Source organism: Streptomyces sp. NPDC037401 (assembly GCF_055602345.1).
On the sequence record NZ_JBVJWO010000059.1, the window covers coordinates 1 to 13,892 of the forward strand.

The following is a 13,892-nucleotide window of genomic DNA, read 5'->3' on the forward strand; positions in this document are numbered from 1 at the left end:
CCCCCCCCCCCCCCCCCCCCCCCCCCCCCCCCCCCCCCCCCCCCCCCCCCCCCCCCCCCCCCCCCCCCCCCCCCCCCCCCCCCCCCCCCCCCGGGACCGGGGGATCAGGAAGCCGGGCGGCCGAAGTCGGCCCAGGCGGAGGTGCCGGGCTGGACGGAGTGGGATTCGTCGGCGACGACGAGGTCGGCGGGGCGGGTGCCGTGCCGGCGGTGCTGGACGATGGACATCAGGTCGTCCTCGGCGAACCGGCCCGCGGTCGCCGCGAGACCGAGGCCGAGGTCGACTTCGGCGGGGCCGATGAGGGCGGCGAGCTCGACGGCGGCGGCCATCTTCACCCGGATCCGGATGGTGCCCGCGGCGCCGGCCTCGGTCAGCCAGGACTTCGCCCCGGGCCCCAGAGCGAGGAAGGCTTCCTCGGCGTCGTTGACGGGCTTGGGTTTGGGCTGGCGCGGGGAGCCGTCCATCTCCTGCGGATGGTTCGGGTAGTGCGCCAGGTCGATGACGGGACGTCCGGGCAGGGACAGGGGATGGCGGGCGACTTCCGTCAGGCCGGCGGGGCCCTGCATCCATTCCGGCCGGTGGGCGAGCTGGGACAGGTCGACCACGACGACGAGTTCCTCGCCGTCCGCGCGGACCCAGGCTTCCTGGCCGACCAGGCCCGGCGGGGTCGAGTAGCGGACCGAGCCGAAACGGACGGTCTGGTCCCGCAGGACCTGGCGGGACTCGCCGAGCGCGAGGGTGTGAGGGGCCTCGGGCAGTGGGTGCAGGCGGGTGCGTTCGACGTCCAGGGCGGAGGCCGGGGTCTTGCCCGTCTCGCGGTGGACGCGGGTGTTGACCTGCTGGCAGAAGATCGCGCAGGCCCCGCGGAGTTCGGCGAAGCTGCCGTACTTCTCGCGCAGGTTCGCGGTGGTGGGGATCAGGTCCGCCTTGGCGATGCGGACGGTGGCCTCCGAGCCGCCCTTGGACTCGGGATCGAATGGGACACATGTGTGGACTTGGAGGCCGTAGTGGCGGCCCGCGGCGACGACTTGAGGATGACGGACCGCGATCCCGGCGACCCGGTCGATGGTCATCGTCTTCTCGTTGTCGGTGAGCACATAGGTCGGTGCCCCGCCGATCGCCCGCAAAGTGGAGTCGATGCACGAGATGACGGTGGGCAGGGTCCGGTCCCAGACCGGGATCACGACCCGGAAGCGGGACCAGGCCAGCCACGCGCAAAACAACAGCGTCTCTCGCTCGGCGCCGCCGCCCGGACCAGGGACTTTCGGGCCCCATCCCCAGTCGAACTGCAACCAGAGACCGGGCTCGGTGATCCACGGCCGGTAAGTACGGCGGTGGCCGGCCCGCCAGCGTTCCTTCGCCCGTGCGACCGCCCGCCGGGTCGTCCGCTCGTCCCCGGCGAACCCCAGCAGCTGAAGGCGTTCGTCGAGCTTGTCGATTCGTGCGTACCGGCGTACGGTCTTCGGATCGACCCCCGCCAGCGCAGCCGCCGAACGCGCGCACTCGGTGGCGTCGAGAGCCTCGAAGATTTCCATGATCTCTCTGTCAGACTTCTTCACGATCCCTCCGGAAATGAGTTGGTTCGCTGCCAGGCAGCACCGAGCCAACCCCCGGAGGGATCACCTGTTCGGAATCGATACGAATGCGTCCGCGGAAAGGGAGATCGGCTGTCCGCAGATCAGGACCTGACTTGTCCACCTACAAGGATCCTGAGCTGTCCGCTCTCACCTCTGCCGCGCCGCACACGGCATGGCCAGCCTCGCGACCACCGCCCTGTGTCACCAGACCTGTGTCACCAGACCTGTGGCCGGTGACCTGCGCACGCTCGCGCCGAAAAATCGAACATGCGATCAACAGGAGTGATGTCCTCCGCATCGTTCAGGAGCGCATCACGAGCACCGCCGAAGCCCCCGCCAGACCTCTACCCGTCCCGGCGACAACGGTTCCAGGACTGACTGCTGCTCGTCTGGAAGATACCCGCGCAGCAGGCCTGGAGGGTCACTGTCCTGGCGAGGGCGAGCTATGCATAGCATCTGACAATTAATCGCAATTACGTCATCATCTTGAAGATCGGCAGTTCTCGCCATGTCACGGATGTAACGCACCTGGGGTCTCTGGCACCTTGTTACGCGAGATGCGGAGCCGAACGGAAGGCGACACCGGGATGATGCACAACCGTCGGACCGCTGGGTGGGGTCATCGTGGCGGGGCGAAACTCGTCGCAGGTGTGACCGTGAGTGCAATCGCCCTCCTTTCCGGATGCGATGTCCTCAAGCCCTACACGCCGCCACGGCCACCTTCCAAGGAAGCCCTCACCTTCTACGTGAGTCCGGACGGCGACGACGAACACGACGGGCTGTCCGAGGCCACGGCCTGGCGCACCCTCGCTAAAGCCGACCAAGTACCGTTCCGACCGGGAGACCGTCTGCGGCTCAAAGGCGGGGCGCGCTTCGCAGGTGGGCTGACCATCGGCGCGGGTGACGCGGGCAGCGCGCGGAAGCCCGTGGTCATCGATTCGTACGGCGCCGGTCGGGCCACCATCGCGCCGCGGGGCACGGCTGGAATCGCGGTGTACAACACGGCCGGCGTGGAGATCCGCAATCTGGCGATCGTCGGCGACGCCAAGGCGCAGGGCAGCGCGGACGGCATCAGCTTCTTCAACGACCTCCCTGGCGGGAAGCGCTTGAACCACGTGCGGATCACCGGCGTCGACGTGTCCCGGTTCCAGAACGGAATTCGCCTCGGCGCCGGTCCCCAGTCCTCGGGATTCGGCGACATCCGGATCGGCGACTCGGCAGTGCACCACAATCAGGACGCCGGGCTGGTCACCTACGGGCCGCCGTTCAGGGCCAAGGATCCCCGCTACGCGCACGAGAAGCTCACGATCACGCGGGTCAAGGCGTACAGCAATCCCGGAGACCCGGCGGCGGACGACCGCAACACGGGTAGCGGCATCGTCCTCGGCAGCGTTCGCGGCTCGACTGTTCAGCAGTCGCTCTCGTACGACAACGGGGCGAAATCCTCGGCCCTGGCCGAGGAGGGGCCCGAGGGAATCTGGACCTACGACTCGACCCGCGTGATCATCCAGAACAACAAGGCCTACCGGAACCGCACCGGGTCCCGCGTCGATGGCGGGGGTTTCGGTCTGGACAACAACGTCTCGTTCTCGGTGCTCCAGTACAACCTGTCCTACGGCAACGACGGCGCGGGCTTCCTCGTGTATTCGGGGGAGCCGAGCAACGCGCACAAGGACAACGTCGTGCGGTTCAACTACAGCTGGGATGACGCCAGGAAGCTGTCCTGGTATGGCGGCATCGTGGCCTTCGGCGACCTCCTGCGGAATCTGGAGATCTACCACAACACCGTGGTCCTGCGGTCGAGCGGCGCCGACCGGCCTCCGGCCCTGCGGCTGCGGAACGGAATGAGCGGAGTAGCCGTCCGCAACAACATCTTCGTCACCAACGGGGCTCCCGTGGTGGATTCGGAAACCAACTACACGCAGGGTCTCGTGCGGCTGCAGGGCAACGACTACTTCAGCACCGGCGACTGGAAGCTGCACTGGGGCAGGACCCGGTACTCCGACCTGGATGCCTGGCGGAAGCGGGCCGGACAGGAACTGCTCGGCACTGTCCCGACGGGCAGCAGCGCCGACCCGTGCCTGGCGGGCGCGGTGGCCGCGGTCACCGATGCGGCCGGGGCCACCCCTCTCGTCTCCCAGTGCGCCGACCAACTGGACGGCGCCGTCACGCTGCAGTCGGTCGGCGTCAACCCGGGCCCGGTCGACTACTTTGGGGCACGGCTGAGTACAGCGCCCTCCGCAGGTGCCGCGCAGCCACGTGCCGAGGAGTGACCGAGGGCGCCGCCGCGCTGGGGTCCCGGCACCGTGGCGGGGCCGGGCCTGCCCAGTGTCCGGACGGTCCAGCCGGCGGAGCGCCACAGATCCGCGTCGAGGTTGTTGCGAGCATCGACCAGGCGCGGTGCGCACACCACGCGTGCCAGCTTCACCGGGTCGATCTCCCGGTACTGGCTCCACTCGGTCAGGTGCAGCACGACATCCGCCCCCCGGCACGCGGTCAGCACGTCGTCCTCGTAGTGCAGCTCGGGGTGGGCCAGGTGGGCGTTGTAGATCCCCTCGGGGTCCTGGACCCGTACTTCACCGCCCTCGCGGTGGATCGCCGCCGCGACGGCGAGCGCCGGCGAATCGCGGACGTCGTCGCTGTTCGGCTTGAAGGTGGCGCCCAGGACCGCGATGCGGTGTCCGGAGAACGCACCGCCCACCAGGTCGCGGGCGATGGCGACGGTCCGCAGCCGCTGGCGCAGGTTGATGTCGTCGACCTGGCGCAGGAAGCTCACCGCCTCCTCGACGCCCAGTTCCCGGGCCCGCGCGGTGAACGCCCGGATGTCCTTGGGCAGGCAGCCGCCGCCGAAACCGAGGCCGGCGTTGAGGAAGCGGCGCCCGATGCGGGTGTCGTGTCCGAGCGCGTCGGCGAGGGTGCTCACATCGGCACCGGCCGCGTCGCAGACCTCCGCCATCGCGTTGATGAACGAGATCTTGGTCGCGAGGAAGGAGTTCGCCGCGACCTTGACCAGCTCTGCGGTGGCGGGGTCGGTGCTGATGTACGGAATGCCGGCGTCAAGCATGGGGGCGTACACGTCGCGCAGGATCCGGTCAGCGCGTGGTGAGGTGACGCCCGCCACGAGCCGGTCGGGCCGCAGCGTGTCCTCGACCGCGAACCCCTCGCGCAGGAACTCCGGGTTCCAGGCGACCTCCACGTCCACGCCCTCGGGGGCGAGCCCCCTCAGCCGGGCCGCGATACGAGGTGTGGTGCCCACCGGCACGGTGGACTTGCCCACGATCAGGCAAGGGCTGCTCAGGTGGGGGACCAGCCCGTCGATGACGGCGTCGACGTGGCGCAGGTCGGCGGCATCGGAGCCGGCCTGCTGCGGGGTGCCCACGCAGACGAAGTGGACCTGACCGAAGGCCGCCGCCTCGCTGAGGGAGGTGGTGAAGCGCAGGCGCCCGGAGTCGATGGCTCGGGTCAGCACCTCGTCGAGCCCGGGCTCGAAGAAGGGGGGTCTGCCCTCGGTGAGGGCTCTGATCTTTTCGGTATCGACGTCGACGCCGAGGACCTCGTGTCCGATGTCCGCCATGCACGCGGCGTGCACAGCTCCGAGGTATCCCGTACCGATGACGGTCAAACGCACGCGAAGCTCCTGTCTGACGAGTTGGTGTAAGTGGAGTGGTGAACCGGAGACGGAGTCGGACGCGTCAGTCCGTGTAGCCGGCAGGGTTGAGTTCCTGGAAGTGCCAGGCGTCACGGCACATCGCGGCGATATCACGGGTCGCGGCCCAGTTCCAGGCCTCCGCCACCGCGGTGGGATCGGCGACGAGCTCGGTCACGTCTCCCTGGCGGCGACCGGTCACCTCGTACGGGATCGGCCTGCCGGAGGCCCGCTCGAAGGCGGCGACGAGGTCGAGGACGGAGGACCCCACCCCGGTACCGAGGTTGAAGACGCGCATTCCGTTCTCGTCGCCGAGGTGCTCCAGTGCGCGCCGATGTCCCTCGGCCACGTCCATGACGTGGATGTAGTCGCGGATGCCGGTCCCGTCGGGGGTGGGGTAGTCGTCTCCGAAGACGCTGAGCCGTTCGCGGCGGCCGACGGCGACCTGCGCCAGGTACGGCATGATGTTGTTGGGCACGCCCCGGGGGTCTTCACCCAGCAGGCCGGACGGATGTGCGCCAACCGGGTTGAAGTACCGCAGGGCCAACACGCTGAGCTCCGGCAGGCGGCGGCAGGTGTCGGCCAGTACTTGCTCGCAGAGCCACTTCGTCGAGGCGTACGGGTTGGTCGGGGCCGCCGGATCACCTTCTGCCAGAGGCACCTTGGTGGCGTCCCCGTAGATCGAGCAGGACGAGGAGAACACCAGCCGGTGCACTCCGTGCGCGTGCATGGCCGACAGCAGGGCGGTCGTGCCGCCGACGTTGATGTCGTAGTAGGCGATCGGGATCTCCACGGACTCGCCCACCGCCTTCTTCGCGGCGAAGTGGATCACTGCGTCGATCGGGTTCGAGGCGAACACGGCGTCCAGCGCGCGCCGGTCCCGCAGGTCGGCCCGGTAGACGGCGGCGATCGGGCGTCCCGCGATCTTCGCGACGCGCTCCAGCGACTCCGGTGAGCTGTTCGAATGGTCGTCGACGACGACCACCTCGTAGCCGTTCTCGAGCAGTTCGACGCAGGTGTGGCTGCCGATGAAGCCGGCACCGCCGGTGACCAGGACCGTCGTGGGCATGGGGGTGGGATCCCTTCTCCGTGATCGTCTGGGGTGAAGTGGGGATGGAGGGCCGGTGCGCCGGTGTCACCAGCCGAAGATGCCTGCCGCGTAGACGGGGAACAGGCCGATGGCCAGGGCGAGCGGCAGCAGCACGAGGGTCCCGGCGAGCAGGGGCATGCGGGCCGTCACCACGGCCTTGTGCGTGGGCACTCCCGCGGCACGGGCCATCTCCCGGATGTGCAGCGCGGCGATGGTCAGGGTGACCAGCGCGTACGAGAGCGAGCCGAGGATGCACAGGAAGACATATCCCGCGGCGGGACCGGTGAGCTCGCCGGTCACGGCCGCGCAGGACAGCGTTGTGGTGATGATCAGGTAGGGCGCCACGAGCCGCAGCGGCAGGGGCTCGAGCCCGTCGGTGGACTTGGGGGTCACCTTGAAGACCACCGGCCGGGGGCGCAGCTTCTGCACCAGGGCCGCGCCCACCCCCCAGGCGACGAAGGGCCAGCGGGCGAGCCCGAAGAGCCAGCTCTCCCAGCTCAGGACCGGGGCCTTGGCCGGGCGGAGCAGTCCGCGTCGGCGCACGAGCATGGTCAGGAGGATCAGCCATACGGACATCGCCCAGAAGTGGCCGAGGAACGAGAAGTAGTTCACGTTGATCCACGGCAGACCGGTGACGGCTGCCACCGGAGGCAGAGCCAGTCCCATCGTCGTGGTCGCGGCGAGCAAGGGGTAGTACGACAGGGCGAACGCGAACCTCAGGCGCAGCCAGCCGCGCATGCGGCCCAGGTGGCGCGGCAGCATCCCGAAGAGCATCACCGCGAGGCTGCGGGACCACTGGAACTCCTGGGTGGCCATGGCGGCGAAGGTGACGGGGCCGTCGCCGCTCGCGTGGGCGTCGATGGCGAACGATCCCTGCCAGCCGGCCGAGTTCATCAGGAACGTGGTCGAGAAGTCCTCGGCGAGTTCGGGCCCGATGCCGCCGATGTCCCGCACCGCCTCCGTACGCACCGCGTAGTGGGAGCCGATACACAAGGGCGCGAGGCCGGCCGAGTGGCCCAGCTGGACCGCCCCGTGGAAGACGGCCTCACGATGCAGTCGGCCCCGGGCGGACCAGGAGACTTCGGCGTTGGCGTCGCACACGCTCGGGGCGGCGACGTAGCCGATCGCCGGATCGGAGAACGGCCGCACCATTTCGGTCAGGTACGTCCGGCTCGGCACGTGGTCGCAGTCCAGCTGGGCGACGACGTCGTAGTCCCGGTAGCCCCAGTGGTCGTAGAAGAAGGCGAGGTTGCCCTCCTTGCAGCGGGTGCGGCGCGGCCATGTGAGCCGGTGGTAGTCCGGGCGGTCCCGGCGGCAGGAGACACGCACGCCGTTCGCCTCGCACCAGTCCAGGACGTCGCTGGAAGGGTCCTCGTCGCACAGCCATACGTCGTAGGGGTGGGGGTAGTCCTGCTGGAGCATCGCCTCCAGGGTGGTGCGGGCGATGTCCCAGTGTTCCGACGGAGCGCGGGTGACGACGAACGCCGCACGCACCAACGGGACTTCGACCTGCGAGTCGAAGCGGCGCAGGCGGACGACCGCGACCAGGAAGTGCACGGGCAGCAGCGCCAGGTAGAACAGCAGCGCGCTGTTGACGGCCAGGCCCACCCAGCCGATCCGGTGCTCGGGACGCAGCCACCAGACCCAGAACCAGACGAGGCAGGCCACCCATCCCGTGGTGAGCGCCGCCACCTTGATCCTGTCGGCCATGCCGAACTGGCGGACGAAGCTCGTGGGGCGGGTCTCCAGGGCGCGGCGCGGATGGGCGAACACGGGCCCGTCGGGAGGAATCTCTGCGACGCGGCCCCGGGAGAGCTCGCGGATCTGGTCCGTGAGTGTGGCCTGCTCTCCGGAAGGGCTGGGGATGCGCCCGTCGGTCGCGGCAGCCTCGCGTACGAGCCCTGGCTCGGTCGGGGTCATGTGAGCGCGCTCCGGAATGGTCTCGGTGTGGCGGCGCGAGAGCCTCACGGCCGCCTGGAGGAAGGGGGTCGGCGGGGAGGGGCGTGCGGTGACGCCGCTCCCCGCCGGAGGGGAGGGTCCGGGCTGTTCAGGCCTGCGCGGGGACGGACTCCGCCATGACGGACACGGCACCGGCGTACTTCTTCGGGGGCGGCATCCCGTCCTCCTGGCCCCCGCGGATCGCGGCGGCCCCGGCCGAGAGGTCGGCGGGTCGGGAGGCGAACCAGTCGCTCGTCCTGCGCAACCCCTCCTCGATATCCACCTCGGGCGACCAGCCGAGTACTTCCCGCGCCCGGGAGATGACCGGGCGCCTGCGGGTCGGGTCATCGATGGGGAGCGGGTGGTACTGGATTTCCGACAGCGAGCCGGTGAGTTCCAGCACCATCTCGGCGAGTTCGGTGACCGTTCGCTCCACCGGGTTCCCCAGGTTGAAGGGTCCCGTCTCGGAGGAGTCGAGCAGGGCGACGAGACCGCGGACCAGATCGTCGACGTAGCAGAAACTGCGGGTCTGCTTTCCGTCGCCGTAAATGGTCAGGGGCTCGCCGGTGAGGGCCTGGGTGATGAAGCTGGAAACCACCCGTCCGTCGTGCGGGCGCATGCGGGGACCGTAGGTGTTGAAGATCCGTGCGATACCGACGTTCAGACCGTGAGTGCGGCGGTATGCGACCGAGATCGCCTCGGCAAATCGTTTCGCCTCGTCGTACACACTGCGGGGTCCGACGGAATTGACGTTGCCCCAGTAATCCTCGTCCTGCGGGTGGACCAGAGGATCGCCGTAGACCTCACTCGTCGACGCGAGGATGAACCGGGCACGGTGGCGCAGTGCGAGACGGAGCGCGTTCTCCGTCCCCCTGCTGCCGACAGCGAGCGTCTCCAGCGGCTGGCGCAGGTAATCGGGCGGCGACGCGGGGCTCGCCAGGTGAGTAACGGCGTCCACGCGGCCGGGGACCTCCGCGGTGGCACTGACGTCTGCACGGATGAATTCGAATGCCGGGTTGGGGAGCAGGTGTGCGATATTCCTGGGGTCGCCCGTCGAGAAATTGTCCAGGCACACTACGGCATCCCCGCGCCTCAGCAAGGCCTCACAGAGATGCGACCCAAGAAATCCACCGCCGCCAGTGACGGCAACGCGCATACGGTTCTCCAGGAATCGAGAGCGGAAAGCCTCATGTCGCGTTCCTGGTGCAGTCGGCCCACGTGCACGACGGCCGGAAGCGAAAGGGCTCGAGGGAAACTCGGGCAAAGAATATGGACATAGGTAAGGCATTTTTTTAACAGTGCAAATCCGCGCTACGCCGATTGGCCGCAAGGTCCAACGCGCCACACGCCGTCGACCCAAGACGCCCTTGCCCTCGCGCCACGATCAGCGCGCATTTCCGCCTCACTCGCCCGTGTGAGCCTCCGCCGCGCGCGTCAACGGCCGACGATCGCCTTGACCCGGGCCGTCTTCTTACCGTCGCCCACCTCCTTCGACCGCACCTTTGCCGAAGTGCACGCCTCCGACCCAGGGCACACCGGCAACTGAAGCGCCGCAATAGCCGGGCCCCGGGGGCAATGCTGATCCCCCGGGGCGCTTGGCGTGTCCGGCCCGGGTCAGACCTCCCCGGCCGCTGTGGCGGCGAGCCGGTCGGCGGCTTCGGCGTCGGTCATGAGCAGCACCTGCGTCGGGCGGGCGGTGCCGTCCTGGATGACGCGGGCGGTGCCGGGAACGGGCTGTTCCTCGGGGCGGGGCCGGGTATCGGGGCGAGCTGCCGCCAGGTGTTGGAGCCGACCCGCGCGAGGATCACCGTGGCGAACTGCTCCCGGGCGGCGGGGGCGAGGCCGCCGCCGAGGCCCGGCCGTTGTAGAGGACGTCGGTGCGGGCCGCGCGTCCCTCGTACAGGACTTCCTCGAGGGCGGTGATGGCCGGGGACTTCTTCGGGTCGTCCTTCTGCCGGAAGGTCTCCAAGTACTGGGCGAGGTGCCGCAAGGTGGTGTCGGCCCGGTCCAGGACGACCATCAGGCGCGGCACGCCGTCGAGGTCGCCGTCGAGGTCGGTGCGGCGCCGGAGTTCGGCGGCGAGGCCGACCAGGGCGTCGTGGATGACGGCGACGTTGCCGCGGTGCGTCACCGTCGGCAGGTTCTTCGCCCACAGATGGGCGACCCGTGCGCCGTCGAGGTCGGGGAAGGCCGGGTCGTTGGCGCGGGCGTAGCGCAGGGCGGCGATGGTGATGTCCGGCAGGTGGTGCTGGTGGGCCTCGCGCAGCCCCACCGCCTGGTCGTCGTCGGCCGGGGCCGGGGTCGCCGGCGACGTCGCCGTGGTTGTGCCGGCCGCACTGCCGCCCACCTGGTCGACGGTCGGGGGCGTGAGGTTCCAGGCGTCGGCGAGGAAGTCGCCGTCGTAGGGCGATGCCGGTACCGGGTCGGCCTCGGGGGTGATCGCCGGGGCGCTGCTGCTCCAGGCTTCGGCGAGGGATTCGGCGGGCGGCTGCGGGAGCTGCACAGGGCTGGGCTGCGCCGGGACGGGCGCGTGCTTCTTCCCCGTGGCCGCCGACCCGGTGCTGGCCCACTCGCGGGCTTCGGCGTCGGTGATGAAGAGGACCTGCGTCTCGCGGGCGGAGCCGTCGCTGACGACCTGGGCGCGGCCGTGGTGCTTGGTGGACTTCGGCGCCGGGTGGACCTCGGGTGCGAGCATGCGCCAGGCGTTGATGCTGTAGCGGGCCAGGATGCGGGTGGCGAACTACTCGCGGACCTCCGGGCCGCCGAGGGCGCGGGCGGTCGCGGACTGGGCGACCAGGAGGACGTGCATGCGGACCTGGCGGCCCATGGAGGCGAATCAGAGGTCTGATCAGCAACAACCGTCAGGCGGCGGCTCGGGGCTGCGGGGCTGGGAATGTGGCTCGAAGGGGTGCCGTTCGAGGACCAGCCCGCTTGGGTCGTTGGAGTCCCCGCGGCCGGCCTGCCGGCCGAGGCGGCCGCGTTCGAGGGGCGGCTGCCGGTGGAGTGGGAGGTGTGGGACCAGCCGGTCGGCAGTATCGAGGACGCTTTCACCGCGGCGATCGGTCCCAACATGGGCGAGATCCACTGGGAGTCGCTGCAGTGGCCGGACGCGCCCGAGGTGGGATTCCACGGTGACTCCAAGCACGCTGAAGTAACACTCCTCTTCAACACCCACATCCGCTACTCAGACGAACTCGCCGATGACCACACCGTCCTAGGAGTTGTCGTCAAAGTGTCAGGCCCATATCAGGATCGAGGCGAGGGTGACGGCTGCCTTGTAGGACTGGGCGGTCTTGTCGTAGCGGGTGGCGATGCCTCGCCACTGCTTGAGGCGGTTGAAGCACCGTTCCACGACGTTGCGGTGCTTGTAGACCTCCTTGTCGAAGGCCGGAGGGCGGCCGCCGAGGCCGCCCTTCCGGGCCCGGTTGCGCACCTGGTCGGCCCGCTCGGGGATGGTGTGCCTGATGCCGCGGCGCCGCAGCCAGGTGCGGATCGCCTTCGAGCTGTAGCCCTTGTCGCCGATGACGTGATCGGGCCTGGTCCGAGGCCGGCCCGGTCCGGTCCGGGGCACCCGGATGGCGTCCATCACCGTGGTGAACTGCGTGCAGTCGTTCGTGTTCCCGCCGGTCAGGACGAACGCGAGCGGGCGGCCGACCCCGTCGCAAGCAAGGTGGACCTTGCTGGTCAGGCCGCCCCGGGACCGGCCGAGGGCCGGGCTTTGGTGCCCCCTTTTCGAGCCCCGGCGGCATGCTGGTGGGCGCGGACGATGGTGGAGTCGACCGACACCAGCCAGTCGATGTCACCCGCGGCGTCCGCCTTCGCCTGCGCAGCCCGCAGCATCCGGTCGAACGTGCCGTCCGCCGCCCAGCGGCGGAAGCGGGTGTGCAGGCTGGTCCACGGGCCGTATCGCTCGGGAACGTCCCGCCAGGGGACACCGGTGCGGAACTTCCACACGATCCCGTTGAGGACCATCCGGTCGTCCAGCCGGGGCCGCCCCAGCGCAGGCCGGGGCAGCAACGGACGTATGAGGTCCCACTCGGCATCGGACAGTTCATGGCGACGTATCACCACTCCATGATCCACAATCCAAGATCACTTTGACGACAGGCTCTAGTCCACGTCCGCAGCGCAGTGTTCGGCGGCCGCCGGACCAGAGAGCCCTACGCCCACTGGCTCGCCGCGCAGGTAGGACTCACGGTCATCGGGCCCGCACAACGGAGCTGATGGCGGCTGGCTGGCCCTCGGCCGTGCACCGGACGGCGCAGCCGCCGGGACGACGACACACCGCCCGCAGGAGCCCGGGCGCACGTGTCAGAACGACGCGAGCCGGATCGGTCGCCATCAGCGAGGTGTGATGCCTACCCCCTGCTTGCCTATCGCAGCGGCGAGCGCAAGGAGCGCCTCAACCTGGGCCATCCGCACGCGGGTCTCAGCACTCAGGCGTCCCTTCGACTCCCGCTCGACCGTTTCGAGCAACTCCTGAGCCTTGTGCGCATGAGCGGCGTAGTCAGCCATGTGACCTCCAGTGTGGGTGATCCGTACGGTAACGGCCCTGTGAGGCCGGTGACGTCTCAACGGCTCAACCAGGCTCGCGGAAACTGCTGGATGTTTCGGTTTGGAAAACCGTCGTGGCGCGAGTCACCGTGGGTTCAAACCCGCAGGTCATCAGGCACAAAGTCAGCAGACATCCAACAGATCCTGCCGACGCAACGCCCGACTGGCAAGAGGCCGTCCCGCAGCATTCTCGTCACCAGGACAATCGTGGGTCCTGCGCGTGCTCAGGCAACTGCGAGGGCAGGGCTCCTGAGTCCGGGCCGTCTGTCCGCCACAAAGATCCTGGATCGGGGCTGTCGCCCTGATACCACGCTGGCGGGGTATGGATCCGCTGGGTGCGCGGGATCGACACCTCGACCAAAACCCCTTCCTGGAACATCCACATCCCGAAGCAATCGTCATCCTCGTCATGGAGCAAGACCTGGACACACTCCGGTCTGTTCCACGGCAGAGCCTCCAGGTCCGCGAGAACTCCGCGGCGCTGACTCTTCCGAAAGAACTCCAGGTACCAGCCGCCCACGAACCAGTCAGGTATCTGCTCGAAACAGCCGCGCCACGTACGCGTCTCGTCCGGCCGCGTCAGCGGCTCCATCACTTCGTCCTCGTGGCGTGCAAGGACCAGGACCTGCGCCATTCTGCTCATGAGGGCATGACATCCCGCAGGCGCTCGAGTGGCAAGTGCGTTTCGGCCCGCGGCTTGCCTCTCAGACGCCCAGCTATCGCAGAGCGTTGCGGGACAGCTCTGATCCCACCCCACCAAACCGCTCTCATTCTGAAACGGTCAGTTGACCCTTGACCGCCCCTTGACCGGGTAGTTCGTCCGTGGCCAACGCCACTCGGGAGCGTTTCGTGACCTGCTGGACGGTGGGCTGTTGATGGGTGGCTCCGGCCGCCTAGTACTCCAGCCGTAGATCGTGATCTTCATGGCTGGGCGGCTGCTTGCCGTCGGTAGTGGCAGTCGCGGGCGCGGGCCTGGTGTCGGCGTCGCCAGTGTGACCAGCGGAGTCGGTGCGCGAGGTCGTGGGCCCGGCTGGTCAGGGTGGTGAACAGGCGTTGGATCTCGTTGCAGGTCGGTATGGACCGAGGC

10 protein-coding genes and 1 pseudogene are annotated in these 13,892 nt (G+C 69.1%); 1 reads left to right on the forward strand and 10 read right to left on the reverse strand.

From position 1 onward, the window contains the following. Nucleotides 1-104 precede the first annotated feature (104 nt). Nucleotides 105-1,535, reverse strand: a complete 1,431-nt coding sequence (locus ACZ7H1_RS36090) for a Mu transposase domain-containing protein (protein ID WP_470792588.1) — start codon at nucleotides 1,533-1,535, stop codon at nucleotides 105-107. 599 nt (nucleotides 1,536-2,134) lie between these two features. Here ACZ7H1_RS36090 and ACZ7H1_RS36095 point away from each other — a divergent pair. Then, complete coding sequence (locus tag ACZ7H1_RS36095) at nucleotides 2,135-3,850, forward strand: right-handed parallel beta-helix repeat-containing protein (protein ID WP_470792590.1); 1,716 nt, start codon at nucleotides 2,135-2,137, stop codon at nucleotides 3,848-3,850. On the opposite strand, the gene ACZ7H1_RS36100 is transcribed toward ACZ7H1_RS36095, so the two are convergent. The 9 genes and pseudogenes from ACZ7H1_RS36100 to ACZ7H1_RS36140 form a co-directional block, all read right to left on the reverse strand. Continuing rightward, entirely contained in the window at nucleotides 3,784-5,205 is a 1,422-nt protein-coding gene (locus ACZ7H1_RS36100) for a UDP-glucose dehydrogenase family protein (RefSeq protein WP_470792591.1), read from the reverse strand. The two genes, ACZ7H1_RS36095 and ACZ7H1_RS36100, sit on opposite strands and share 67 nt — an antisense overlap. A 64-nt stretch (nucleotides 5,206-5,269) precedes the next feature. Then, nucleotides 5,270-6,292 carry a UDP-glucose 4-epimerase GalE gene (gene galE / locus ACZ7H1_RS36105; RefSeq protein WP_470792593.1) on the reverse strand — a complete coding sequence of 341 codons (1,023 nt, stop codon included), beginning with the start codon at nucleotides 6,290-6,292 and terminating at the stop codon, nucleotides 5,270-5,272. Between the two features lie 66 nt (nucleotides 6,293-6,358). Next, nucleotides 6,359-8,233, reverse strand: a complete 1,875-nt coding sequence (locus ACZ7H1_RS36110) for a glycosyltransferase family 2 protein (protein WP_470792594.1) — start codon at nucleotides 8,231-8,233, stop codon at nucleotides 6,359-6,361. A gap of 127 nt (nucleotides 8,234-8,360) precedes the next feature. Continuing rightward, nucleotides 8,361-9,407 (reverse strand): UDP-glucuronic acid decarboxylase family protein, encoded by a 1,047-nt coding sequence (locus ACZ7H1_RS36115; protein WP_470792596.1) that lies wholly within the window; start codon nucleotides 9,405-9,407, stop codon nucleotides 8,361-8,363. Nucleotides 9,408-10,055: 648 nt separating this feature from the next. Further along, on the reverse strand, nucleotides 10,056-10,946 hold the full coding sequence (locus tag ACZ7H1_RS36120; protein WP_470792597.1) for a hypothetical protein: 891 nt from the start codon (nucleotides 10,944-10,946) through the stop codon (nucleotides 10,056-10,058). A gap of 540 nt (nucleotides 10,947-11,486) precedes the next feature. Further along, a protein-coding gene (locus tag ACZ7H1_RS36125) for an IS5 family transposase (protein ID WP_470792617.1) occupies nucleotides 11,487-12,316 on the reverse strand; the annotation gives its coding sequence in 2 pieces (ribosomal slippage) (nucleotides 11,487-11,980 and nucleotides 11,980-12,316; 831 coding nt in all). Nucleotides 12,317-12,592: 276 nt separating this feature from the next. Next, nucleotides 12,593-12,766, reverse strand: coding sequence for a hypothetical protein (locus ACZ7H1_RS36130; protein WP_470792599.1), 174 nt, complete (start codon nucleotides 12,764-12,766; stop codon nucleotides 12,593-12,595). Nucleotides 12,767-12,998: 232 nt separating this feature from the next. Next, nucleotides 12,999-13,448, reverse strand: coding sequence for a hypothetical protein (locus tag ACZ7H1_RS36135; protein ID WP_470792600.1), 450 nt, complete (start codon nucleotides 13,446-13,448; stop codon nucleotides 12,999-13,001). Nucleotides 13,449-13,726: 278 nt separating this feature from the next. Next, nucleotides 13,727-13,876 (reverse strand): annotated as a pseudogene (locus ACZ7H1_RS36140) (IS701 family transposase); the annotation flags it as partial. Nucleotides 13,877-13,892: the final 16 nt, after the last annotated feature.